This is a genomic window from Psychrobacillus sp. FSL K6-1464 (assembly GCF_038003145.1).
Lineage (GTDB): Bacteria > Bacillota > Bacilli > Bacillales_A > Planococcaceae > Psychrobacillus > Psychrobacillus psychrotolerans.
Genome location: NZ_JBBOOP010000001.1, coordinates 2,043,330 through 2,068,620, shown reverse-complemented (window position 1 = coordinate 2,068,620; position 25,291 = coordinate 2,043,330). Strand labels below are relative to the sequence as shown.

The 25,291-nt window shown below is 36.2% G+C and carries 28 protein-coding genes; 23 read left to right on the top strand and 5 right to left on the bottom strand.

The window, feature by feature from the left end; genetic code table 11:
* The first annotated feature begins 52 nt into the window (after nucleotides 1–52).
* The 7 genes from bcd to MKX39_RS10410 all read left to right on the top strand — a co-directional run bounded on the left by bcd (nucleotide 53) and on the right by MKX39_RS10410 (nucleotide 7,689).
* Nucleotides 53–1,147 (top strand): branched-chain amino acid dehydrogenase, encoded by a 1,095-nt coding sequence (bcd, locus tag MKX39_RS10440; protein WP_093538443.1) that lies wholly within the window; start codon nucleotides 53–55, stop codon nucleotides 1,145–1,147.
* Between the two features lie 94 nt (nucleotides 1,148–1,241).
* Nucleotides 1,242–2,672: a dihydrolipoyl dehydrogenase gene (gene lpdA, locus MKX39_RS10435; protein ID WP_340769530.1), complete on the top strand. Its 1,431-nt coding sequence runs from the start codon at nucleotides 1,242–1,244 to the stop codon at nucleotides 2,670–2,672.
* 206 nt (nucleotides 2,673–2,878) lie between these two features.
* Nucleotides 2,879–3,886, top strand: coding sequence for a thiamine pyrophosphate-dependent dehydrogenase E1 component subunit alpha (locus tag MKX39_RS10430; protein ID WP_093538445.1), 1,008 nt, complete (start codon nucleotides 2,879–2,881; stop codon nucleotides 3,884–3,886).
* The gene (locus tag MKX39_RS10425; RefSeq protein WP_093060707.1) at nucleotides 3,886–4,869 is read left to right on the top strand and encodes an alpha-ketoacid dehydrogenase subunit beta; all 984 of its coding nucleotides are present in this window, start codon (nucleotides 3,886–3,888) and stop codon (nucleotides 4,867–4,869) included. The genes MKX39_RS10430 and MKX39_RS10425 overlap by 1 nt, the downstream gene beginning before the upstream one ends.
* Before the next feature lie 144 nt (nucleotides 4,870–5,013).
* A complete protein-coding gene (locus tag MKX39_RS10420) occupies nucleotides 5,014–6,321 on the top strand; it encodes a dihydrolipoamide acetyltransferase family protein (RefSeq protein WP_340769529.1) in 1,308 nt (435 codons plus the stop codon).
* A 330-nt stretch (nucleotides 6,322–6,651) separates the two neighbouring features.
* Entirely contained in the window at nucleotides 6,652–6,909 is a 258-nt protein-coding gene (locus MKX39_RS10415) for a hypothetical protein (RefSeq protein WP_340769528.1), read from the top strand.
* 153 nt (nucleotides 6,910–7,062) lie between these two features.
* Nucleotides 7,063–7,689: a hypothetical protein gene (locus tag MKX39_RS10410; RefSeq protein WP_340769527.1), complete on the top strand. Its 627-nt coding sequence runs from the start codon at nucleotides 7,063–7,065 to the stop codon at nucleotides 7,687–7,689.
* A gap of 166 nt (nucleotides 7,690–7,855) precedes the next feature.
* On the opposite strand, the gene MKX39_RS10405 is transcribed toward MKX39_RS10410, so the two are convergent.
* The 3 genes from MKX39_RS10405 to MKX39_RS10395 form a co-directional block, all read right to left on the bottom strand.
* Entirely contained in the window at nucleotides 7,856–8,194 is a 339-nt protein-coding gene (locus tag MKX39_RS10405) for a hypothetical protein (protein ID WP_340769526.1), read from the bottom strand.
* Nucleotides 8,195–8,301: 107 nt separating this feature from the next.
* Nucleotides 8,302–8,541, bottom strand: coding sequence for a hypothetical protein (locus tag MKX39_RS10400; protein ID WP_340769525.1), 240 nt, complete (start codon nucleotides 8,539–8,541; stop codon nucleotides 8,302–8,304).
* A 374-nt stretch (nucleotides 8,542–8,915) separates the two neighbouring features.
* Nucleotides 8,916–9,206, bottom strand: coding sequence for a GNAT family N-acetyltransferase (locus MKX39_RS10395; protein ID WP_340769524.1), 291 nt, complete (start codon nucleotides 9,204–9,206; stop codon nucleotides 8,916–8,918).
* A gap of 692 nt (nucleotides 9,207–9,898) precedes the next feature.
* Here MKX39_RS10395 and MKX39_RS10385 point away from each other — a divergent pair.
* Nucleotides 9,899–10,891 (top strand): LLM class flavin-dependent oxidoreductase, encoded by a 993-nt coding sequence (locus tag MKX39_RS10385; protein ID WP_093538453.1) that lies wholly within the window; start codon nucleotides 9,899–9,901, stop codon nucleotides 10,889–10,891.
* Between the two features lie 10 nt (nucleotides 10,892–10,901).
* Here MKX39_RS10385 and MKX39_RS10380 read toward each other — a convergent pair whose 3' ends face one another.
* Complete coding sequence (locus tag MKX39_RS10380; protein WP_340769523.1) at nucleotides 10,902–11,057, bottom strand: hypothetical protein; 156 nt, start codon at nucleotides 11,055–11,057, stop codon at nucleotides 10,902–10,904.
* Between the two features lie 125 nt (nucleotides 11,058–11,182).
* Between MKX39_RS10380 and MKX39_RS10375 the strand changes: the two genes are divergently transcribed.
* The 7 genes from MKX39_RS10375 (at nucleotide 11,183) to MKX39_RS10345 (ending at nucleotide 16,809) form a co-directional block, all read left to right on the top strand.
* A complete protein-coding gene (locus MKX39_RS10375; RefSeq protein ID WP_340769522.1) occupies nucleotides 11,183–11,554 on the top strand; it encodes a YolD-like family protein in 372 nt (123 codons plus the stop codon).
* A 127-nt stretch (nucleotides 11,555–11,681) separates the two neighbouring features.
* Nucleotides 11,682–12,380: an HAD family hydrolase gene (locus MKX39_RS10370; RefSeq protein WP_340762531.1), complete on the top strand. Its 699-nt coding sequence runs from the start codon at nucleotides 11,682–11,684 to the stop codon at nucleotides 12,378–12,380.
* Between the two features lie 397 nt (nucleotides 12,381–12,777).
* Nucleotides 12,778–13,341, top strand: coding sequence for a GNAT family N-acetyltransferase (locus MKX39_RS10365; protein ID WP_340769521.1), 564 nt, complete (start codon nucleotides 12,778–12,780; stop codon nucleotides 13,339–13,341).
* 194 nt (nucleotides 13,342–13,535) lie between these two features.
* Nucleotides 13,536–14,090 carry an RNA polymerase sigma factor gene (locus MKX39_RS10360; protein ID WP_340762529.1) on the top strand — a complete coding sequence of 185 codons (555 nt, stop codon included), beginning with the start codon at nucleotides 13,536–13,538 and terminating at the stop codon, nucleotides 14,088–14,090.
* A complete protein-coding gene (locus MKX39_RS10355) occupies nucleotides 14,087–15,127 on the top strand; it encodes a DUF4030 domain-containing protein (RefSeq protein ID WP_340769520.1) in 1,041 nt (346 codons plus the stop codon). The genes MKX39_RS10360 and MKX39_RS10355 overlap by 4 nt, the downstream gene beginning before the upstream one ends.
* Nucleotides 15,128–15,402: 275 nt before the next feature.
* Nucleotides 15,403–15,954 (top strand): 2'-5' RNA ligase family protein, encoded by a 552-nt coding sequence (locus MKX39_RS10350; RefSeq protein ID WP_340769519.1) that lies wholly within the window; start codon nucleotides 15,403–15,405, stop codon nucleotides 15,952–15,954.
* Nucleotides 15,955–16,263: 309 nt separating this feature from the next.
* Complete coding sequence (locus tag MKX39_RS10345) at nucleotides 16,264–16,809, top strand: GNAT family N-acetyltransferase (RefSeq protein WP_340769518.1); 546 nt, start codon at nucleotides 16,264–16,266, stop codon at nucleotides 16,807–16,809.
* Between the two features lie 154 nt (nucleotides 16,810–16,963).
* On the opposite strand, the gene MKX39_RS10340 is transcribed toward MKX39_RS10345, so the two are convergent.
* Complete coding sequence (locus MKX39_RS10340) at nucleotides 16,964–17,854, bottom strand: LysR family transcriptional regulator (RefSeq protein WP_093538461.1); 891 nt, start codon at nucleotides 17,852–17,854, stop codon at nucleotides 16,964–16,966.
* 103 nt (nucleotides 17,855–17,957) lie between these two features.
* Here MKX39_RS10340 and MKX39_RS10335 point away from each other — a divergent pair, with 103 nt between their 5' ends.
* The 8 genes from MKX39_RS10335 to MKX39_RS10300 all read left to right on the top strand — a co-directional run bounded on the left by MKX39_RS10335 (nucleotide 17,958) and on the right by MKX39_RS10300 (nucleotide 25,129).
* Nucleotides 17,958–19,028: a citrate/2-methylcitrate synthase gene (locus MKX39_RS10335; RefSeq protein WP_340769517.1), complete on the top strand. Its 1,071-nt coding sequence runs from the start codon at nucleotides 17,958–17,960 to the stop codon at nucleotides 19,026–19,028.
* Nucleotides 19,029–19,139: 111 nt separating this feature from the next.
* The gene (locus MKX39_RS10330; RefSeq protein WP_340762525.1) at nucleotides 19,140–19,385 is read left to right on the top strand and encodes a hypothetical protein; all 246 of its coding nucleotides are present in this window, start codon (nucleotides 19,140–19,142) and stop codon (nucleotides 19,383–19,385) included.
* Nucleotides 19,386–19,502: 117 nt separating this feature from the next.
* The gene (locus MKX39_RS10325; protein ID WP_340769516.1) at nucleotides 19,503–20,846 is read left to right on the top strand and encodes an amidohydrolase family protein; all 1,344 of its coding nucleotides are present in this window, start codon (nucleotides 19,503–19,505) and stop codon (nucleotides 20,844–20,846) included.
* 21 nt (nucleotides 20,847–20,867) lie between these two features.
* Nucleotides 20,868–21,731, top strand: a complete 864-nt coding sequence (locus MKX39_RS10320; RefSeq protein WP_340769515.1) for a hypothetical protein — start codon at nucleotides 20,868–20,870, stop codon at nucleotides 21,729–21,731.
* Nucleotides 21,721–22,482, top strand: a complete 762-nt coding sequence (locus tag MKX39_RS10315; protein WP_340769514.1) for a class I SAM-dependent methyltransferase — start codon at nucleotides 21,721–21,723, stop codon at nucleotides 22,480–22,482. The genes MKX39_RS10320 and MKX39_RS10315 overlap by 11 nt, the downstream gene beginning before the upstream one ends.
* A gap of 97 nt (nucleotides 22,483–22,579) precedes the next feature.
* Nucleotides 22,580–23,320 (top strand): metallophosphoesterase family protein, encoded by a 741-nt coding sequence (locus MKX39_RS10310; RefSeq protein WP_340769513.1) that lies wholly within the window; start codon nucleotides 22,580–22,582, stop codon nucleotides 23,318–23,320.
* An 80-nt stretch (nucleotides 23,321–23,400) separates the two neighbouring features.
* On the top strand, nucleotides 23,401–24,360 hold the full coding sequence (locus MKX39_RS10305) for an MBL fold metallo-hydrolase (RefSeq protein ID WP_340769512.1): 960 nt from the start codon (nucleotides 23,401–23,403) through the stop codon (nucleotides 24,358–24,360).
* Nucleotides 24,361–24,397: 37 nt separating this feature from the next.
* Complete coding sequence (locus tag MKX39_RS10300) at nucleotides 24,398–25,129, top strand: class I SAM-dependent methyltransferase (RefSeq protein WP_340769511.1); 732 nt, start codon at nucleotides 24,398–24,400, stop codon at nucleotides 25,127–25,129.
* The last annotated feature ends 162 nt before the right edge of the window (nucleotides 25,130–25,291 follow it).

Genomic DNA, 25,291 nt, shown 5'->3' with positions numbered 1-25,291 from the left:
GGGGTATTGAATATATAAGTTAGACCCATTTAACTACTAGGAGGAACTACACATGGAAATCTTTAAATATATGGAAACTTACGATTACGAACAATTGGTATTTTGCCAAGACAAAACTTCAGGGTTAAAAGCAATTATTGCCATTCACGATACTACTTTAGGGCCTGCACTTGGTGGGACACGTATGTGGAATTATGCTACGGAAGAAGAAGCTATTGAGGATGCATTGCGTCTTGCAAAAGGGATGACTTATAAAAATGCAGCTGCTGGTTTAAATCTTGGTGGCGGTAAAACCGTAATAATCGGAGATCCATTAAAAGACAAAAATGAAGAAATGTTCCGTGCTTTCGGTCGCTTCATCCAAGGGTTAAATGGTCGTTATATTACAGCAGAAGATGTTGGAACAACTGTAGCAGATATGGACTTAATCCATGAAGAAACGAATTATGTAACAGGTATTTCAGAAGCATTCGGTTCATCGGGTAACCCTTCACCAGTAACAGCTTACGGAGTTTATGTAGGGATGAAGGCTGCGGCTAAAGAAGCATTCGGTTCAGATTCTTTAGAAGGTAAAACGATTGCAGTGCAAGGTGTAGGAAACGTTGCATATACTCTTTGCGAATACCTACACAAAGAAGGCGCGAAACTAATCGTTGCAGATATTAACCAAACTTCAGTTGACCGTGCGGTAAATGCATTCGGTGCAGTTCAAGTAGATGTAAATGATATTTACTCAGTAGAAGCAGATATTTTTGCTCCATGTGCTTTAGGTGCAATTATTAATGACAATACAATCCCACAACTAAAAGCAAAAGTAATTGCTGGTTCAGCAAACAACCAGTTACGTGATACTACACACGGAGATTTAATCCATGAAATGGGCATTGTTTATGCACCAGATTATGTTATTAACTCAGGTGGCGTTATTAATGTTGCAGATGAATTAAATGGATACAACGCAGATCGTGCGATGAAACGTGTTGCTACTATTTACGATAAAATTGAGCGTATTTTTGAAATTTCCAAACGTGATGGTGTGCCATCATATGTCGCTGCTGACCGTTTAGCAGAAGAAAGAATTGCACGTGTAAGTAAATCACGTAGCCAGTTCCTTCAAAATGGCAAACATATCTTAAACGGACGTTAAGAAAACAACTAATTTCATCTAATGAACTAAAGTAGGCCGTCTTTCTTTTAAAGTAAGCGGCCTTCTTAGATGGAAATTTAAGGAGATGGGTCAGTTGGCAAAAGATTATGATGTAGTAATTATCGGTGGCGGTACGGGCGGATATGTTGCTGCTATACGTTCAGCTCAACTTGGATTAACAACAGCAATCATTGAAAAAGGAAATTTAGGTGGTACTTGCTTACATAAAGGGTGTATTCCGAGTAAAGCATTACTTCGTAGTGCCGAAGTGTATGCAACTACTAAAAATCATGCAGCAGATTTTGGTGTAAATACGGGAGAGGTAACACTCGACTTTAGTAGAGTACAGGCGCGTAAGGAGTCTATCGTCAACCAATTACATCAAGGAGTACAAGGCTTGATGAAAAAAGGGAAAATAGATGTCTACGAAGGTACTGGAAGAATGTTAGGACCTTCTATCTTCTCTCCTTCACCAGGTGGAACTATATCGGTAGAGATGAACAGTGGCGACGAAAATGAAATGCTTATACCTAAAAATGTAGTAATTGCTACTGGCTCTAGACCACGAACTTTACCGGGATTAACGATTGACGGAGAATTTGTGATGAGTTCTGATGAAGCACTTGCTATGACAGAGTTACCAAAATCTATACTAATAGTAGGTGGCGGCGTAATTGGAATTGAATGGGCATCGATGCTTAATGATTTTGGTGTAGAGGTAACAGTCGTTGAATATGCAGATCGTATCATACCGACAGAAGATAAGGATATCTCGAAAGAAATGCAAAAGCTGCTTGCTAAAAAAGGGATAACATTTGTAACGTCCGCAAAAGTACTTCCAGAAACATTAGAAACAAAAGAAAAAGAAGTGCAAATTTCTGCTGAAATAAACGGTGAAACAAAAACCTTTGTAGCACAAAAAATGTTAGTTTCTGTTGGCAGACAAGCTAATGTAGAAGGTATTGGCATTGAAAATACAGATATCGTTGTAGAAAAAGGATTTATCCAAGTATCAGAAACATTCCAAACAAAAGAATCTCATATATATGCAATTGGGGATGTAATTGGTGGACTTCAACTGGCACATGTAGCTAGTCATGAAGGAATTACGGCGATGGAACATATCGCTGGTAAAGAGATTACTCCAATTGACTATGCATTAGTTTCACGTTGTATCTATTCAAATCCGGAAGCTTCCAGCGTAGGTATCACGGAACAACAAGCTAAGGAACAAGGATTTGATGTGAAGGTTGGTAAATTCTCATTTAAAGCGATTGGAAAAGCACTAGTATACGGCGAATCAGATGGATTTGTTAAAATCGTTGCAGACAAAGCGACAAATGACATTCTAGGCGTTCATATGATCGGTCCACACGTTACTGACCTTATTTCAGAAGCTGGCTTAGCAATGGTTCTTGACGCAACACCATGGGAAATTGCCCACACCATTCACCCGCACCCAACTCTAAGTGAGGTAATGGGAGAAGCAGCACTAGCAGTAGACGGAAAAGCCATTCATAACTAGAAAAGCGACAGACGCCGTTTAGCAGCGAAAAGCGCTGGAAGACTTGAAGCAAAAGGCGTCTTTTGCCTTTTCTAAAGTCTTGAAAAGTGTGTAAGCGCCTTATGCTAGCCTAGCTATCCTAAGGTGCTTAAGATGTCCAATATTAGATAATGCAAGGATTAAAGTAAATACAAAACTGCTTGTCTATTAATAAAGGGGGAGTACTAATGACAAATCGTCATGCTGAATTAGGTTTAACAAATGAAGATGTGTTAACAATGTTTGAAACGATGCTAATGGCACGCCGTATTGATGAGCGTATGTGGTTATTAAACCGTGCTGGAAAAATTCCTTTTGTAATTTCTTGTCAAGGTCAAGAGGCAGCGCAAGTAGGAGCTGCTTTTGCGCTAGATAACACAAAGGATTATATTGCACCTTACTACCGTGATATGGGAGTTGTTTTACACTTTGGAATGACTGCCCAAGATCTAATGCTTTCCGCTTTTGCAAAAGCGGAAGATCCAAATTCGGGTGGTCGTCAAATGCCAGGACATTTTGGTCAAAAGAAAAATAGAATTCTAACTGGTTCTTCACCTGTTACTACTCAATTACCACATGCTGTGGGAGTCGCATTAGCTGCGAAAATTGAGAAAAAAGACTTCATTACATTTGTAACACTAGGAGAAGGTTCTTCTAACCAAGGGGATTTCCATGAAGGTCTAAATTTTGCAGGAGTTCATCAATTACCATGTATTACAATGGTTGAAAACAATAACTATGCTATTTCTGTACCATTTGAGCGTCAAGTTGCGAGTAAAACGGTTGCAGAGCGAGCATCTAGTTATGGAATGCCTGGTGTGACGGTCGACGGCAAAGATCCAATCGAAGTTTACCGAGTGGTGAAGGAAGCTGCAGATCGTGCGCGTAATGGCGGTGGCCCGAGCTTAATAGAAGCAGTAACTTATCGCTTAACAGCTCACTCTTCAGATGACGATGACAGACAATATCGTACTGCAGAAGACATTGCAGAAGGTAAAGCGTTGGATCCGCTTATTACATTCGCAAAATATTTGCGTGATTTAGATATATTACCAACAGAATTAGAAAAAGAGATTAATGATCGCATTATGAAAGAAGTAAATGAAGCAACGGATTACGCAGAAAGTGCTCCATATGCTTCACCAGAAAGTGCGCTATTACATGTGTACGCTGAAAAAGACGGGGGGAACGCATAATGGCAATCATGTCTTATATTGATGCAATCACACTTGCAATGAAAGAAGAGATGACTCGTGATGAACGCGTTTTCGTTCTAGGGGAAGACGTTGGTCGTAAGGGTGGAGTATTCAAAGCGACAAACGGTCTCTATGATGAGTTTGGAGAATACCGAGTATTAGATACGCCTCTTGCAGAATCTGCGATAGCTGGAGTTGGTATAGGAGCGGCAATGTACGGACTACGTCCAATTGCAGAAATGCAGTTTGCTGACTTTATCATGCCTGCTGTTAACCAAATTATTTCCGAAGCGTCACGTATTCGTTACCGTTCTAACAATGACTGGACTTGTCCAATCGTTTTCCGTGCACCATTTGGTGGGGGAATTCACGGAGCACTTTATCATTCTCAATCGGTAGAAGCAATTTTTGCTAACCAACCAGGCTTGAAAATTGTCATTCCATCTACTCCATACGATGCTAAAGGTTTGTTAAAAGCAGCTATTCGCGATGAAGATCCAGTCATGTTCTTTGAGCATAAACGTGCGTATCGCCTTATCAAAGGGGAAGTTCCTGAAGAAGATTACACTATTGAAATTGGGAAAGCAGATGTGAAGCGTGAAGGGGAAGATATTACGGTTATAACGTATGGTCTTGCTGTTCATTTTGCATTACAAGCTGCCGAACGTTTAGAAAAAGACGGTATTTCTGCACATGTTTTAGATCTACGTACTATTTATCCTTTAGACAAAGAAGGAATTATAGAAGCCGCTTCTAAAACAGGGAAAGTTTTGCTAGTAACAGAAGATAACAAAGAAGGTAGTATTATCGGGGAAGTTGCGGCTATAATTGCAGAAAACTGCTTATTCGACCTAGATGCACCGATAATGCGTCTTGCTGGTCCTGATATTCCAGCTATGCCTTATGCACCAACAATGGAAAAATTCTTCATGATCAATCCAGATAAAGTCGAAAAAGCGATGCGTGAGCTAGCGGAATACTAACTTCATTAAGCAAAAAAAGACTTTGCCGAATGAAGTTACTGCCTCCGGCGGATGTCACAGATTTTTTAAAGGAATCTATCGAGCAAGCTCGATAAAAATGTGGACACAAATACGCCAAGGCGAATTTGATAAGGAGGAACTCGAATGGCAATCGAACAAATCAAAATGCCCCAACTAGGCGAAAGTGTAACAGAAGGAACAATCGAGAAATGGTTAGTTAAACCAGGCGATCACGTAAATAAATACGATGCACTAGCGGAGGTAAATACAGATAAAGTAACAGCTGAAGTACCGTCCTCTTTTACAGGAATTATTAAAGAGTTGATCGCAAACGAAGGAGACACATTAGCTGTCGGAGAAATCGTTTGTACGATAGAAACAGAAGGTGGGGCTTCTGAAGAAACAGTAGAGGTAAAAGAGGCTGCGCCTGAAGAGCCAACTGCTGAAACTGTAAAACCTGCGGAAGTACAAAAGCATACTGCGCCTGTAGAACCTGAAAAAGGTGCCAAAGCACGCTACTCACCTGCAGTGCTGAAAATTTCACAAGAACATGGAATCGATCTTTCTTTAGTTACTGGTACAGGTAACGAAGGACGAATCACTCGTAAGGATCTACTGAAAATTGTAGAAAGTGGAGAAATTCCAGTAGCAAAAGTAGAGCAACAAGCTGTTTCTACGCCATCACCAGCAGCTGCACCTACTTCAGCTCCATCACCGAAAACAGCAGTTCCTAATGTTCCAGTGGCAGTGGGAGATATCGAAATTCCTGTAACAGGTGTTCGGAAAGCAATCGCGGCAAATATGCTACGTAGCAAACACGAAGCTCCTCATGCATGGACAATGATTGAAGTAGACGTTACGAACATGGTTCAATACCGTGACTCGATCAAGCATGAATTTAAACAAAAAGAAGGATTTAATGTTACATACTTTGCTTTCTTCGTGAAAGCTGTATCGCAAGCATTAAAAGAATTCCCAATGATGAATTCTATGTGGGCTGGGGATAAAATCGTTCAGAAAAAAGACATCAATATTTCTATAGCAGTAGCAACAGAAGACGCGCTATACGTTCCAGTTATTAAAAATGCGGACGAAAAAACGATTAAAGGTATTGGTCGTGAAGTAAACGAACTTGCTGCAAAAGTCCGTTCAGGAAAGTTAAAATCAGATGAAATGCAAGGTGGTACATTCACTGTAAACAATACTGGATCATTCGGTTCTGTTCAGTCAATGGGAATCATCAACTTCCCACAAGCAGCGATTTTACAAGTAGAATCTATCGTGAAACGTCCAGTTATTATGGATGGTGGCATGATTGCTGCGCGTGATATGGTAAACTTATGTCTTTCATTAGACCACCGTGTACTAGATGGTTTAGTTGCTGGTCGTTTCCTAGCACGTGTGAAAGAAATTCTAGAAAATATCACTAAAGAAAATACATCGGTTTATTAATAAATAGTTAAAAAAGGTAGTGCTTTTTAGTAACGGGTTCAGTTAATGGGGAGAAAAATGCTATTAATGAATTAAATGGCAAGTACAAACGCTCAGAAAAAAATCTGAGCGTTTTTTGACGTATATTTACTATCCTCATATTACTAAAGCACCCGTTAATGTAAGTGTAACATTTCACAAACAAAACTCTCTCACGAAAAATGAAACTCTTCGGTTTGTTGAACGTATTACAAATATACCTATAGTGAGTAAATATATAACTGTATTGGCAAATCATTTTTACTTTGTTTTATGCTAATTTTGGAGATATTGAAATTTGGAGGAAATAATTTGTTAAGATCAAATAGTGAATATGCCTCTTATTCTCTAATGTTAAGTGTCATTGCTGTTGGTTTGATGCTTTCTCATTTCATATCTTCTTTAGAATTGTTTCCTTTCATTTTTGATATAGGTTTCATCTTCTTGGGGATATCATTTATTCTTTCTTCAAATACCGAAGTAAATTGTAAAACATCATTTTATCTCCATTTGATATGTGGAACTGTAATTATTATTCTTTCTTTGTTCAATCTTTATAAACAACTTTAATTTACATAAATCAATTAGCGTTTTACTTCCTACTTTTAGTAAAGCAGCTTAATTTAAGTGAAAGTTTTCACAAAAAACTATTACAAATGAAGTGGTACTTTCCAATGAATAAGCATTCAGCTATAGAATTTATATATAAAATAAGGAGATAAAATGGTGAATATAAGAAATAAAACTTGGCCCAAAACCTTTGTGATAGTTACTGGAATATTTTTGTTTCTAGTAGTTGGATTAGTAGTTGGAGCTTTCTGGACTTTCGGTGAATTTAAGGAATCATTAATCCCCGATGAAAAAGAAGAAGAAAAGATAATTGATCAAGCAGAACAATACCTAGTAACAAAATATCCAAACATGGAATACGAAATTTCATATGTCCTCTATGATATTGGGGAGAACTACGGTAATTTCGATTATGCTGCAGTAATACTAAATACAGAAACACAAAAGTCATTCATGGTTTATGAAAACAGATTTACCAAAAAAGTAGAAGATGATATATCCATTCAAGAAGCAACAGAATTCATTGAAGAGGTAACACCGAAGGTTAAAAGTTATATAAATAAAAAATTCGGAGAAACACAAGGTATAGCATTTACACCCACGGATGATAGTGGAGGCATACCTTCACTTAATGTCAGTTTATATAACAAAAAAGAAGAAATAAACGAAGAAATGTTTCTATCTTTAATTGATTTTCTACAGCATGAATTGAATATTGACCATGCATCTGTAAATATTATGTATGATAATGATGCTGAAACATGGTCTAAAGAATTTTAACATAAAAGTTACATCTAAATTTGTGTGGCTTATTTTTGTTGCACGCTTTATATTTTGATAAATACACAACTAGACTGCACCGTTAGTTAGTTCAATAAGAAAGCTACCCTTATAGGCAGCCACTTGTGAGCTAAATCACCTCGTTAGTTGAAGAAGGATTACATCTTTATTGAGTTTCTACTGTATTCTTCCTGATAGATGAAAAATTTATTAAGCCAAATAGTAAAAATAACATACTAACTGCCCATAAAACTCCTGCAATTCCAAGACGTAGAGAAATTTCTTCAGATGCCATTGGATGGTTAACATCAAAACTAATTGCATTTAAAGCCTGGCTAATTGCCCAACTAAAAAATACAAAAAAACCAATAGATAATCCATAAGCTACTCTAAATGACTTTCGTTTTTTTGAAAACATTAGCAGTATTACAACAAGAAACGCTATACTCATTATGATTGAAAATCCACCTATTAGCATACCCATTGTTTCTTGTTCCATTGGCATATCTCTCACCCCCTAAAATTTACATATATTTACTTATTCCACACCATTCCAAAAGAACCTTCTTATTCAACTAAACACACCCGTGAGTTCTTCACGACATTATAAATTTATTCAATTGAAATAACGCCATTTGTAATTGTTATGAAGTTTGCGTTACCACCGATAATACAAATTATATAATCCCCATCCACCTTTACATCAAAAGAGGTTGTCAGTTTATCAGAAACGGGGGCAAAAAAAATCTCTGTATATTTCCCATCTAATATGTATCCAACTCCGGTATGACTTAATCCATCGGGGATTATAGTTAAATCCACCAATACATTATCTCTTTCTTTTAATTTCAACCCCCTTCCTTTGCAATAAATTTATTAAATAGTACATAAGAGATATCAAAAATGATAGAAGTACAATGATTATTGTTCCTATTGTATAAATGGCTGTTTCGGCATAATCACCACCATCAAACACTCCAGCAAATAGAAAAAATAAAATTACACTAGCCACTAATGTTAAGCAAAATATACTAATATACTTGGACATATACTACCCCTTTGCAACTCAACTTTATTTACTATAGGCAATAAGAAATACTTTAATTCTGATAGAAAAACTGATGATGTTAGCTTAATATAATAGTCTACTTATTTTTCAGGATACATTGGTAGCGTTCCACACCTGGATACTTTTCTCCCAAACTCGTTATTTTAAATCCGTAATTTTAAAAAGGTACTGGATGTTTAACTTTAATAAAACTAATCATTTTACTTCCTAGACCTTTTCCTCTAAGGTTGGGAAATACTGCAATATGTTTAATTTCACAGCGCTTTAAATCTAAAATTTCTATTCCTATACAACCAACGACTTCATCTTCAAAGATATATCCATATAACTCTCTAACTGGTGAGTGGATATATCTTTCGTATTCTCGATCGATATTCCTTTCCGAGGTTGCGAAGGATAAAAGTTTTCTCAAGTTTGGATGAATAAATGGTGATATCATTTCTTCCATAAAGCACATCCATTCTTGTATTACTTATTTCAATAAAAAAGGCTTTACTTCCATATGTAATAAAGCAAAATATTAGTTGTGCAGCGACTAGAAGTTTCGTCCTTAACTTAACGACCCACCATATTGACGTCTTACTTATTTGTATTTTAACATAAATATCCATTTGGTTTGTAACACGAAAATGCCATATGATTACTGAAAAAAAGGAGCTAGTTGTGACGACTACTACAACCAGTTCCTCAAGGTTCTATATTTCCTTAGGCTTATATAGCTAAATCCAACCTTTATCCAAGAGAAGAAGTAGATAACTACCTGCACAGAGAAAAATTGCTACTTCTGTTAACAAAAACATCGAAAATTCAAGGGAAGTAAGCTTTCTTTCTCTTTTCGTTTTTTTAAAATGTCTATAGTAATAGAGAGAACATAGCAGTAGTATTATTGCCGAGATTTGAAATATATTTTCCAACAGGCTAACCAAAAAATCATCTCCTCACGTTTAGACTGAACTGTTAAGATTTTATGTCTTCATAGAATTTAAAAGAAGTAGAAATTTTAAAGTGCCAAGGAGGTTAGCTATTTACTTCAATAATATTTCTATTATCAAGTCCCTTTCGTTTACTTTTTAATTTTAATTCGATAGCATTTGAAAAGAAACGTATTAAACGAGCATTTGTTGAAGGGGAGATATATAGATGAAACTAAGTGTATTAGATCAAGCGCCAGTCACATCTGGCAATACGGCAGCAGGAGCATTAAAAAAAGCAGAAGAATTGGCTATTTTAGCAGATGAACTAGGCTATCATCGTATGTGGATGGCCGAGCATCATGGAACCGATGCATTTTCAAGTTCTGCACCGGAAGTAATTGCGGCTCACTTAGCTGCGAAAACCAAAAAATTACGTATCGGTACAGGTGGCGTGATGATGATGCACTACTCACCATTGAAGTTAGCGGAAGTTTTTAAAACCTTAAGTGCACTTTCTCCAGGTCGTATTGACTTCGGTGTAGGAAGAGCTCCAGGGGGAGATAATCATGCGATGTATGCTCTTTCAGAAGGTCGCCCTCCGTTGGTCAACAATATGTATGAAAAGTTAGCAATTGCCCTGCAACTGATCAATGATGAAGTTCCAGAGGATAGCTTATACAACAGAACGATTGCCAGTCCTTCTAAAATCGTATTACCAGAAGCTTGGTTACTTGGCTCCACTGGTAATAGTGCTGTCCAGGCTGGAAGAATGGGTCTTGGCTATTCGTTTGCACAATTTTTCCAAGGTGGTATGACTCCAGCGATATTAGACACATACCGTAATAACTTCACACCGTCTGCTTTAATGGAGAAGCCAGAGATTAATGTTACATACCTTGTGACGGCTGCAGAAACCAAGGAAGAGGCTGAATTTGAAGCATTACCTCAGGACATTGCACGTTTGTCTCTTATGAAAGGGCAAATTCGTTCATTAATGACACCAGAGGCAGCGCAAGATTATCCGCTGACGGAAATGGATCGCATGATGATTCAAGAAAATCGTAAAATTCATCTAGTCGGTTCTGCAAAAGAGGTAGCGGAGACTTTACAGGAAGAACAAGGTAATTATGGTTTCGATGAAGTCATGATTTGTAGTATTCCGCATTCGCAAGAAAAACGTTTAAATGTCTATCGGTTACTTGCAAAAGAATTGATGTAGATTATAAAGATTAGACACGTTCATTATGAGCGTGTCTTTTTATTAGGAAGAATGGTCTTATCTGTGAGAATCGATCGATGCTGTCTAATAATCGATTGATGGAATCTAATAATCGATCGACGAATACCAATAATCGATCAATAGAAACCAATAACCGATCAATCACCTTCCATAATCGCTCCATCACTGTTATGTACAATTTTGAAGATCATTTTTTCAGCGGCCATTAATTCCCACTTGAAATAGGAACAAATGTTCGATATGATAAGTAAAAAAGAGAGATGTGATAACATGGCTAACTTTGAAGAAGATTGGAACCAATTGGATTTATCTCGATTGCAGGATCGTGGGTCGAAAAAGTGGGTAGCAATGATGTTGCCAGAGCATGTGAAGATGCTTCGAGAATATGGAGAAGAGATAAAAAAAGAGCCTCGCCCAGATTTAAATGAGTTTGACTATGAAGTTATTCATGATCAAATCGCACTCGCAATGCAACGAAACGTCGAAATCAAAATAAAACGGTGGAAAGAGGGAGAGTTTATCTATAACCGCGGTACGATCCAATGGATTGATTTGAGAAAGCGAACAATTGAAATAGAGGATCCTTTTCGCTCGTTTGAAATATCAATCGACGAAATCGTAGACGTCACCCTATCGGAATAGTAATTACGAACGGCATCATCCTTTATACATGGATGATGTTTTATTTATGAATAAATAAAAGAAGGATTTGAACCAGGAGATGTAGAAGGTAATCCAAAAGACTTAAAGTAAGTGAAAGGAGAATAAAATGATAAAAGCAGTTCTGTTCGATCTAGATGGTACTTTACTCAATAGAGATGAGTCATTAAAGTTGTTTGCAGATAAGCAATACGATAGATTTAGTCACCTCATAGGTCCTATTACAAAAGATGTGTACACAGCAAGGCTTATACAATTAGACAGTCGAGGATATGTTTGGAAGGACAAAGTATATAGCCAATTAGCAGAGGAATTTGGAATTACCAAAATTACTTGGCAAGAACTACTGGAAGATTATTTGAGTGAATTTAAGTATTGCTGTGTACCCTTTGATAACCTTTTATTAATGCTAGAGAAATTGAAGGAGAGAAAGATGTTAATAGGGATGATTACGAATGGATTCGGTCAGTTTCAAATGGACAATATAATGGCTTTAGGAATAGAAGATTATTTCCAAACAATTTTAATTTCTGAATGGGAGGATGTTAAAAAGCCAGATCCCCAAATATTTTTACGGGCTGCCGACAAACTTGGGCTCCAACCAAACGAATGCGTATTTATCGGTGACCATCCAGATAATGATATGCGAGCGGCTAAACATGTAGGGATGAAGGGTATTTGGAAGAAAGATATGCAATGGAAGGATGTGGATGTTCAAGCAGAGTATGTTGTAGATAATCTAATGGAAATCCCAACTATAATCGATGAGTTGGTGGGAGGTAAAAACGGAAAATTGTCCGTATTGTAATCCTTATAAAGGTTAAAACAGAATATTGCATTTGGAAATGAAACTAGCTATTTTTTCAGTGGAAAAATGAGCCAGATATATTAATGGACTGTGGTGTCATAGTTCCGATAACACATCATAACAATGTATTTGAACTGAGGAAATAATGGAACGATACATATGAACTGCTTTTAATGGCAAAAGAGTACCTTGATGATTTGCATCTGCCAGGTGGAATTGTCATCTACGTATAATACCGAGATGTATAATGATAAGCCTTTAGCTGGAAAGGGACTACAAAGATAGATACATGATATTAATCACATAACTCATGATTTTAATGTTGAACTGCTTGAAGATTCTTCACAAGGAAAAGTGATATTAAGAATTACGTAGAAATACAAGAGTAGGTGAAGAAATGGAATTTTCAAAGTTAGTTATAGAAACGGAAAGGTTCATCATACGTCCTTTTCAAAAAGAGGATTATAGTAATTGGTACGAGCAGTTTGACAACAGAATGCCCTCACAATATACATATGATGATGGTCGCCCTTTAAATATGCCTACTTCTACTGAAGAATGGTTTGTTGAATGGATTGAAGGCTTTAATGAATTAGCTAAAAAAGATGAAATGTACATTCTTGGGATATTCCGTAAAGAAGATGGAGTAAACGTTGGAAAAGTTGAACTTATAACTATTTTACGAATGGATTACCAGTGGGCCATGATGGGTTACTCCATTCACAATCAGTATTGGAACAATGGGTATGGTTTGGAAAGTGTATTAGCAGCTACTGAAGCTTTCTTTTCCACTTTGAATTTTCACCGAATTGAATTACATATTAATATCGATAATTATCCCTCGATACGTCTCGCTGAAAAAGCTGGATTTATCTTTGAATGTGAAAGAAAAGAGTTTTCGCTAGAGAATGATCAGTGGACTGACTTTTTGATTTACTATAAAAATCATAAAATAGAATGATATAAACAAAAATTGTACATAAATAACCAGGTTCATTGAACTTGGTTATTTATTTAATATCAACGTATTATTAGCGAACAAAATACAGGAGAAACAGAATAAATTCAATTTCTTTTCCTTTTTTAAAATATTAGTGCGTCCTAAGTAGCCTCACCGTCGCCTAAAAGGTAGGAACAATTAAAGGGGGTTTACGCTTGGAACAGAAAACACTGATATCACGGATTCAGAAAGGGGAGGACGAAGCTTTTGCTGAACTAGTCACTCCTTTGATTGAGAAGGGTTACAGGACCAGTTTCGGTATCCTGAAGTCGAAGGAACAGGCAGAAGAAGTTGTCCAAAATGCTTTGGTTGAGGCATATCGAAATATCATGAGTGGAAAAGAAATTACTTATTTCAACACCTGGTTTTATAAACTGGTTTCTCACCGATCCATCGACGCTTGGAGAAAGAATGAACGCTTGAAAGAATCCCCGCTTGAAGTCGATGTGGTAACGGACAAGTATAGCGTGATGGAATGTCTACTAAAAGAGGAAACCGAAAACGAGATTAAAAAGGGCATATCATCCCTCGATAACAGTGACTACAAAATCGTACTCATCCTTTACTATTACCAAGAGCAAGCAATCCAAGAAATAGCAGAAATGCTGGGACTGAAAAGCTCTACGGTCAAATCCCATCTTCGCCGGGCAAGGAATGCTCTGAAAAAAAGGTTGATCGAAAATCAGTTTATAGGGGTGAATACACAATGAAAATCGATGAATCCGTGAAGAAAGAAATTCAAGAAGAGATGGATAAAATACAGACACCACCTTCCTTATACGAATTTGCTAAAAATATTAGCAAAGAGTCGAAAAATAGAACAGACGTTGAAAAGTCAACAGGAAGAAAAAGAGGAAGGAGAAAACTGCATTTTGTAGTAGCTGCGGTTATCAGTTTTGTAATCCTAACAGGTTCCGCATTCCTTAGTCCAACCATGGCGGAAGTAGTATCGAAAATTCCGTATTTAGGGCAAATATTTTATAAACCTATTCAAGAAGTAATCTGGGAAGATTTGGCGAAAGAAGGGTATCAACTATCAGCTATTGGCATGGGGAAATGGGAACAGAAGCCATACTTTGACATAGAGCTGAATGGAACGGAAGAATACGTCAAGCAAGAAGAGGGCAAAGTTATAAATCTTTTGAATGAAATTTTGGATAAAAGGGGATATGACAACTACGAGTTAATGGTTTCTGCCAAGAATGAGAATGAGGTGTCATCCGTTCAAAAAGAGATAGACAAACAAAGGGAGGAACTGGGTGAGAAGTTGATGTCAGACTTGGAGGGAGCAGGATATCCGATTATGAATGTTAACACATACGGCCCTGTAGTCAGTGTGTACATTCCAATAGATGATGAAGCTAAGAAAGTAGAAATCTACAAGGCGGCGATTGAACTATTAAAAGCAAACGAAACACCAAAACAGGTACAAGTTATAACTCGAGACCTTTCAGAAGAGGAAATCGAGAGTCGATGGATGCCCGTTATGAGTAGCATAGAAGAAGAACTCTTTCTAAAAAAAGAATATGAGGTAGCTGACATTAGATATTCTTACAACCCTGAAAAAGTGTCTATAACCATCATGACTAACATGAAATCATCGGATATAGAAGATAATCAGACGACCATCAAAATAAGTAAAGAAGTTATTGAGTTCCTGAATAGCGAAGAAGTTAAAAGAATGACAGAGAACCAGAAATATGAGTTATTTATCCAAGACAAAAACGGCGATAATTTTCTGTTTTAACAAATCAAGCAAGCTGTAGCTACAGATGTTCTCTTAAAGGGAAATTTTGTTGTTCAATACAATTCTCTTATCTTAGCTACTATGTTTCAAAGTAACTCAAGACAGAGAAACTCCAATAATTCTTTCATCAACTACGGGTGCTTTACTTCAATAGGAGTAAAGCCTTTTCCTTATAGCTGATTCTAAAAGATTGTTGTTTTCAAATAATAATACGGCTTGTATGTTTTGAATTTTCTGCTAAAACTATTTAAACTCAAAAACAGGGGTGGAGAAGAATGAAAGTAGAGTATTTTATAGGAATTGTCCCGCCAGAAGAATATTTAAAACGAATTGAGCAGTTTCAAAGTAGATGGATTAACAAATTAAGCGTGGAACCTCATATAACTTTGAAAGCACAAGGGGGATTAACTCCAGATAAAAAGTGGATAGACAAAGTACATAGAGTATGTGAGGATTTCAAGCCTTTTAAAGTATCAATAGATATACCAAAGTATTTTGGAGATAACATTTTATACTTGAGTATTAACTCAAATAATTTATACGACTTACATCAAAAAATATTACAAGAAATTTCACCATCAGAAGACTTAATAAAACAATATTTTGAACTTGATGCCTTTGTACCCCACTTAACATTGGGGAAAGAACAGTGCTGTGAAAACATTTCTATTGGACTATCAAAAAAAGAAGTAAAAGATATGGAACAATTAGCAAATATAGAATTGACACCTTATCCTGATTTTGAAGTGAATTTTATTAGAGTTTATGAATTAAACAATGAAGAGCAAAGATATGAAAGATATTTAGATATTCCTTTAAGTAATTGACCTCTTTAAATGAGGTCTTTTCAACCTTTATACAGTAAGGTAAATTAGCAACAATCTATTCGATAACAGCCTTTCTTATTGATTAAATCTGCAGTTGAGTTGAAGAAAAAAGCCGTATTAGACACTTAATCAATTTTCGGTTTTTTGAGTTTAATAATGTTGTATAAATCAGTTAAAATAATTTGTGATAATACCAATTTTTATAGGGATATAGGATATTAAAATACTAAGTATCTTCTCTTAAACTAACACAGTAGTTGAGTTGAGAAATTATTAAAATAAATGACGATAAATCGAGGAGATGATTTTATGGGATTTCCTGAGTTAGAAACGAATCGACTGAATTTAGTTCAAGTAAGAGAGGAACATACAGAAAGCTTTTTCGAAATTATGTCAAAAGATGAAGTGACTAAATATTACGGTATGGATAGCTTGAAAAGTATAGAAGATGCTAAAAAAATAGTAGAGTCCTTCCAAAGCACTTATGAAAGTAAAAGAGGTATCAGGTGGGGCATTGTATTAAAAGATACAGGTGATTTTGTAGGTACATTAGGTTTAAACAACCTGAGCACTTATAGTAAAAAAGCTGAGATTGGGTTTGAATTGCACCCTTCTCATTGGAATAATGGAATTACCTCCGAAGCAGTAAAAGAAGTTTTAAGATACTCGTTTGAATATTTGGAGCTGATCAGGATTGGTGCAGTGACTTATCCGCAAAATGAGCCATCTATAAAATTATTAAAGCGTTTAGGTTTTACTAAGGAAGGTTTATTGAGGGGATACCTCTATCAGAATAATCAATCACACGATGCTTTCATTTTTTCATTGTTAAGAACTGAATGGACAAAAATATAATGAAGCTAAAGGGGACTATTATTAAATAGTCGAATATCGAAATAGTTATGGCTTAGTTCTCCTTGGGAAAGAACTAAGCCATTCCTAATTAGAATGTTCTATTGAATTTTGTACTACTGAATGGGATGAGGTAAAGAATTCCATCGTGTTTTTCTCAAGATGTTCCACCAAAATAATATTTCGATATTTGGTCAATGAATAACTTTTCCAGGTCTCCTTTCTTTTTAACAATGATGAAGGTGGAAACAGTAGGTAATTCAAATAAATCAAAATGGGGCTGCATTACTTTCCCTTCTAATAGCTCACGTCGAACAATCGAGTGAGGTAAAAAGGAGACACCTAGATCATCTTGTACAAAACGTTTGGCAATATGTGCCTGCGTTACTTTCATCGTTCGGACTCCACTAATGTGTTTATGTAACTTCACAAGAAGATCGTCCCAGAAAACAGGATGATGATGTGTAAACAAATAGTTTTTCTGTAAAACTTCCTTAATATCAATCGGTGGACCGCTTTCCTCATCATACGTATCTACTGGCATAACAAATAATATAGGATCTTCATAGATGGAGATGGATTCTACTCCTTTTCTTTGTGCATCGAGTGCCGAAATGCCAATGTTGACTTCGCCAGCATCTACAAGCTCTTCAATCAGATAGGATTCCTCCACCCGAATATGTATTTCTAAGTTAGGTTGTAGCTTCATAAATGACCGTAAAAAATAGGGAAGGATGGTTTCGGCCATGAGAGGTGAAATCGCAATCGTCCAAGTCTGACGATAACCTTGTTTAAAGGCGTGCATCTTGTGAATCGTATTTTCCGTACTATTTACTAACTTTTGTGCTTCAGGTAGAAAATATTTTCCTGCCTCAGAGAGAGTTACTCGATTATTTTGTCTATCAAAAAGAGCGGATCCTAAATGCTCCTCCAGTAACTTGATATGAACAGTCACACTTGGTTGAGACATCAATAACCTCTCAGAGGCTTTTCGAAAGTTCAGTGTTTCTGCAGCGGTACAGAATGTTTTTAACCACTGGTATTCCATCTAAACACCTTCTTTGATTAATAATAGTAATTAATACGATTATATATATTTAATTTTTATTATCAAGTTTTTCTCATATACTAAAGAAAAGGAGGAGTTATAAATGTATCAAAAGGGACTAAAAGATGTAGTAGCAGTTCATACGAAAATTGCTTCAGTGGATGGGGACATAGGGGAGCTAAGATATAGAGGAATACTAGTAGACAAATTAGTAGCAACTAAATCATTTGAAGAGTTGGCAACTTTTATATGGACGGGAGAAATAGATGCTGCGAAAGACTCTAAGATGAATCATTATAGAGAGCTACCTTCCCACATAAAAGCGGTAATAGACGTGCTTCCTAAAGAAGTTTCTTTAATGGATGCGATGAGAACAGCTATATCTGCATTTGCACATCCATCATTTAAAGCAATGCCAATAGAGGAGCAGGCGGTTATATTAACAGCCGGACTTCCGATGATAGTAGCTAGACATTACCGAAACCAACTAGGGCTACCGATTATTGAAGCAAACAACGATCTTTCACACACAGCAAATTATTTATGGATGTTAACTGGAGAAGTACCAAGTGAGGTTCAAGTGGAAGCGTTAGAAACGTACTTAAAACTTACGATGGAGCATGGTTTAAACGCATCGACCTTTGCGGCTCGTGTAACAATTTCAACTGAGTCAGATTTAACAGCGGCCATAACTTCAGCACTTGGGACGATGAAAGGACCTCTCCATGGAGGAGCACCGTCCGGAGTTATTACTATGCTAAACGAATTCAAAGATCCCACGCAAATCCGTACTATCGTAAAAAATAAAATAGAAAATGGCGAAAAGATCATGGGCTTCGGACATCGAATATATAAAACAGAGGATCCTCGTTCCATTTTACTGCGAGAGAAATGTAGCGAGCTTCAAGGTAAAGATCTATGGTTAGATATAGCAACAATCGCCGAAAAAGAAATTATTGAGTTACTTGCCGAATATAAACCGGGTAGAAAATTATACACAAATGTAGAATATTATGCAGCAGCCATCATGCGATCCATTAATATGCCTTCAGAATTGTTCACTCCAACATTTAGTGTTGCAAGAATAGTTGGATGGACTGCACATGCTATAGAACAACTGGAAGACAACACAATTTTTCGACCACAATCTATCTACGTAGGAGAATTAAAATAACTTATGAAAGATGCCGTTTTGGAAATACAAAACGGCATCTTTTTTGATGAGAGAGGGAAACCTCTTCGCCAAGGCGAATATATAAATATGGTGTAACCGGAAGGGGGAGTCATGTTGAAATATTTAATAATGGGAGCAACGACGTTACTCTCAGGAATCATATTATTCGGGATGACATGGATTGCAGTGGCTATTTATTCCACTAGATTAGGGGGATATGAGAATTTTTCAGCAGCTATGTCAGCTATAGGTTATTTTCCGATATTTATAAGTATTATATTAGTTTTAACTGGTATTAGTTTTTTTGTAATGTCCTTTAATAAATACTTAGTAGATGAGAAAACTACTGTGGATTGAATAACAACGGTGAAGAGTATAAATTTAATCGGCTATAAATTAACTGAATAACGAAACTTTTCTATCTCTTTATTAGTATAGTAATTAGTAAGAATACAAAAGGGGAGAAATAGAAGAATGACTAATACGACTATGGTTTTGAGAAATGCCAATGTAATAGACGTGGAAACTGGACATATAACGTTGAAAAACATCATGATAAAAAATGGCCGAATTGCAAGTGTAGAAAATACAAAAGCACAGGAAGAAAAGTTAAACACGGATGTTGTTGTGCTAGATCTCCAAGGGAAATGGGTTATACCAGGACTTATAGACATGCATGTACATATAAAAGAAGGGTATGCACCGCTGTTCACTGCTTCTGGTGTAACAACTGTACGGAATACTGGAGGTAATGTTCATGAGTTAAAGGATATGATTCATGCCTCAATGGAAGCGCCTGTCCCCCGAGTTATTTCAGCTGATCGTATTATTGATGGGCCACCTGGTTTATGGGGTGAAACAAGTCCTTGGAGTATGAATGCGGAAAGCCCTGAAGCTGCAAAAAAAGAAGTAAGAAGACAAGTGGAAGCAGGAGCAGATTTCATCAAAGTATATGGTTGGTTACCTAAAGAGGTGATGGAAGCAGTTGTTGAGGAAGCCAAAATATACAACAAAGAAGTGAGCTGTGATTTAGTCTATTCAAAGGATGTTACTGCAATAGATGCCGCAAAAATGGGCATCCAATGGAATGAACATGCTTCTGGAATCTTACAAGATATATATCCAGAATGGACAATGCAAGCCGATGCCAATGTGTGGAATTCTATACAATGGGAACAACCCGATCTGGAAAAAATAGAACAGGTATGTAAAGTACTTATCGAAAACAAGGTTATTATTTGCCCAACAATGGTGTTATTGGATCAAGCGAAACTTCTAGAGAACTACTGGTATCCCAAAAATGAAGTAACGACGAAGCTTGAAGAAAATGATGGACTGGTTAATCAGTGGAAATACTTTTTAAGCCATACTGCTTCATTGGAAAGTCTGGGGAGACAAGCAACGATGAATAAAGCGATTGCAAAAGTGTACTTTGACTTAGGTGGACAGATTGTTGCTGGAACTGATACCCCTGCGGGAATATTCACGATACCCGGAATGGCGCTCCACCGTGAATTAGAACTGTTTGTAGAGATTGGCATGACCGAAATAGATGCTCTTCGTGCGGCAACTATAAATGCAGCTAAAGCTTTAAAACGTCCAGAACTCGGGGTGATTAAAGAAGGAGCAATTGCAGACATTGTCATATTAGATGAAAACCCATTAGTAAATATAAAGTATACCCAAAAGATTAATAGAGTAATAAAAGGAGGGAAAATATATACACAAAATGAGCTATTCGAAGAAGTTCCAGATGGAGAAACTGTTTTGAAAAATTTAGAATCATTTATGGAATTATTTGAGTCAACTATTAGCTAATAAATGAGGAGGATACGTAGTTTGAAAATAATAGATACTGTCCCTTATTTTTTCACAAACTATGAAGCTACAACCCAATCTTTACGTGAGTACTTTGCCGCATTTCCAGAAATCTTTGAGGAGTATTTCACTAGACATTGTAAAAATACCGAGGAAAGACATGTGCAATCAATTGAAAAGTATCCACAGCATTTCAATGCGATCAAAGAAGTACATGAAAGTATTCAAACAATTATTCAAGAAATTGCAGAAGCGTATAACAAAAAATATAATATATCATTCCCCGTTGATATTAATTTGATCGTTGGAGGATTTGGGTCGAATGCGTACACCTATCAACAGATAATACCAAATATTACGTTTGCATTAGAAAAACTTTCCCCCAACCCAGATCATTTACGCGTAATTGTTGCTCATGAATTTGGGCATCTTGCTCAAAATATTATATCGGATAATCGGGGAATGGATTGGTCCAAGGTGCAATGGACAAATCCGCTTAATTCGCTTTACAGAGAGGGAATTGCAACGGATTTATCAAGGCAGGTAGTAGATATTATGCATCCTTCTATCTATTTTTCTTATAATGATGAAGGGAAAGACTGGTATGATTTTGCTCAAGCAAACACTACAAAGATTAAACAAGCATTTAACGAAGATTACAAAGTATTGACTACAGAAGAAATATTTCATGAATGGTTCTCTATTAATGGTGGTCGAAAATTTGGATATAATAGATTGGCCTATTTTTTAGGTGATCTTTTCGTTCGAAAATACAAGGGAAAACATGGGGAAATAGCTACTATTACTGCTTGGAAGGATCCGACATTTGAAGTGAATATAGCACAGTGGCTATCTCAAGAGGGAGAAGATATATATGTCGAATAATCTAGAAGAATACAATGATCCTATTTCATATGATATAGAAAATGACACCTATACGGGAGAACTGAAAATGCTTGAGGAATGGGCCGTCAAACAGGGGGGACCAGTATTAGATTTGGCATGCGGGACGGGAAGAATAACGATTCCTTTAGCGCAAAAGGGACATAACATGATTGGTGTAGACATACATGCAGGAATGCTTGAACTTGCGAAGAAAAAAGCAGATCAAGCAAATATACAAATTGAATGGTTGGAGCAAGATTGTACAATGCTTCAATTAGATCAAAAAAGTCCATTAATTTATATGGTGGGGAACTCATTTCAACATTTCCATACAAATGCACAACAAAACCTTGTCCTAAAATCTATACATAATCTTTTAGAACAAGAAGGCATTTTTATATTTGGAACGAGATTTCCGAATGCGGAAGAATTACTGCAACCAACTACAGAAGAGTATTGGAAAACTTACACCGATACCCTGTCAAATAAAATAGTAAATGTGTATACAATCAGTAATTATGACCCGCTAGAACAAATTCAGCGCTATACAACCATAAGAAAGTTTATGGATGATAACCATGTGGCAGAAGAGAGAAAAACAAATATTAGCTTGAGGTATACATATCCAAAAGAAATGGAACGACTGCTTATCGAAAACGGATTAGATATATTGCATGCCTATGGAAATTGGGAAGGCTCCCCCCTAATTAGAGAGAGTAATGAAATGATTTATATATGTAGAAAAATATAAAATGTACAGGGCAGTTAATATAAATAATCCAAAAGATTGTGTATCAACCTGGAAATTAATCAGCGGTATAAGACTGTAATGGAGGGGGGAAATTAGTTTGTCTAAAATAGCTATTATTTCAGATATTCATGGTAATTTAACTGCGTTAGAATCGGTGCTAAAGGATATTGAAAAACGTGATGTGAATCAAATATTTTGTTTAGGAGACTTGGTCGGTAAAGGTCCGCGTGGTTCGGCATGTATTGAACTTGTTAGAAAGCATTGTGATGAAGTCATTTATGGGAATTGGGATGTGTTTATCCGAGAAGAGACAGATAATGAAATTATTAAATGGTCACAAAGTCAGCTAACAGAAGAGGATTTTAACTACTTGGCCTCCTTACCTTTCCATCTTGAATTTGAGCTAAATGGCAAGATGATACGTTGTTTTCATGCATCACCAAGAAGTGTTTTTGAACGAATTGCACCCGAATATCATTCATTAGCAGAGTGTTTGTCTCTTTTTGAAAATAGTGAAGAAACCAACTCACATCATTCGAAGCGTACTCCAGATATTGTGTTTTATGGAGATATTCATCTAACTTTATTAAGAAGTTATGAAATCGGTACCCTTTGTAATGTAGGAAGTGTGGGTTTAGATTTAGTTGATGCTACTTATGTTATTGTGGATGGTTCGCATGGAACTAATTCGATTAATTTTGTACGAGTTCCTTATGACAGAGAAGCAGAGCTTATGGCTGCAAGAGAACTAGGAATGGTAGGTTATGAGCAATATTATAAAGAGATTATGTATGATGAATTTATCAAAACGAAAAATAATGAAGGGAGTGGTGGGTGAAAGTATAGTGGTCTGCATTTGTCGTAAACCAACAGTAAACAAATGGAGATGAATAATATAGATTAAGGAGGAAACAGTATTTGACTAAAGTAGCAGAAACCGATTTTTTTATATTGAATTGTTTAAACGAAGGAGTTTATGCAGCTATCGCAAAACCTGGAAAAGGGGCATGGAGTAACGCTGGTTTTGTTGATTTAGGAGAAGAAGTGTTAGTTTTTGATTCTTTTTCAACCCCATCAGCTGGATTTGAATTAAGAAGATATGCTGAAAATATTACAGGAAAAAGGGTAAAATATTTAATTAATAGTCATTATCATGGTGATCATGTTTTTGGCAATCAAGCATTTGAAGACACTACTATCATTTCTACTTCACTTACCAAGAAGTTGTTTATGGAAAAAAATGTGATCGGTAATTTAGAAAATGAGATTGACGAGACGAAAAAATATCTGAATAATCTTAAATTCCAAATAGAAAATAGTCAAGAACAAATAATACAAGACAGTTTGACCAATCAGTTTAACGAAATGTCAATGGTACTAGTTGACTTACCTCGATTGAAATTAGTTTTACCTACCGTTATTTTTGAAGAAATACTCATTGTTGAAGGTTCAAAGAGGAAGGTCGAATTGCATTGTTTAGGTGGAGGTCATACCCCAAGCGATACGTTTATGTATTTGCCAGAAGAGAAGATTGTATTTATGGGCGATTTAGTTACCGAGAATCTACACTTACCGATTTTTAATCCGGATGTATACATATCTATCCTAAACCAGGTGAAAGGAATGGATATTATAACTTTCGTTCCAGGACACGGAAATATAGGGAATAGAGAACAATTGATATCCTTAGAACGTTATATTTTATTTTTAATTTACAGCTCACTAAGTGCGTTAGAAAATAATCATACAATTGATACATATGTTTCAGGCTTTATTACACCAAAAGAATGGACCGAGTGGAAAGGTGTAAATGGTATAAAGAATAATCTGACGAGTATATATAATTTTTATTCAAAAGCTAATTCAACTAAAGAATAATTTGATTGGGAAGTTGGAAAAGAAGGGGTGAGGTTTTATGGAGTATAAAGGATCTAGCGTATACGATCAAACAGATTTTTTAAAAAATTACATGACTAGAAGAAACAGAAGCGATAGCCCAAATAATGCCATTGAAGGACCAATTATGTATGAGTTAATCGGGAGCTTTCAAGAAAGTAGCATCTTAGACTTAGGGTGTGGTGATGCATCTTTTGGTAAAGAACTTTTACAGTTAGGAGCAAAAAACTACACAGGAATAGAAGGTTCGAAACAAATGGTGGAAGTGGCACGCTCTAACATACTGAAACAAAACGGGACCATACACTTGGAAACAATGGAATCTTATAATTATCCACAAGAGGCATTCGACCTTGTAACATCTCGATTTGCCATTCATTACGTTTCAGACATAAATAGTCTTTTTCAAGAAGTTCACAAAACACTTAAAGAAAACGGAAAATTTGTTTTTAGTATCCAGCATCCACTTACAACTTCATCTTTTGCTAGTAAGGAATCTGGTGATAAACGCGGTAACTGGATTGTCGATGACTACTTCCATGAGGGAGAAAGAAAAGAGCCGTGGATCGACCAAATAGTAGTTAAGTATCATCGAACAATCGAACATTATTTTATGGCACTTAAACAAGCGGGCTTTTCAGTTCTAGATTTACGTGAAGGTACACCCAAGCGTGAAGATTTTAGTAGTGAAGATGAATTTATGAGGAGACACCGTATTCCCATCGTCCTTGCTTTTTCTTGTGTAAAGTAAATTAACGCATTGATTATCCTCCTAATCCTGTCATGAAAATCAATGTGAACTTAACTAAAACAGGAGGAAGTGAATGTACATTTTAATCATCGGTTTTTTTATTCTCTTTCTTATCTCAACAACCATAGGACTTCTTATGATGTTCAAGTTTAGAGAGAAAAA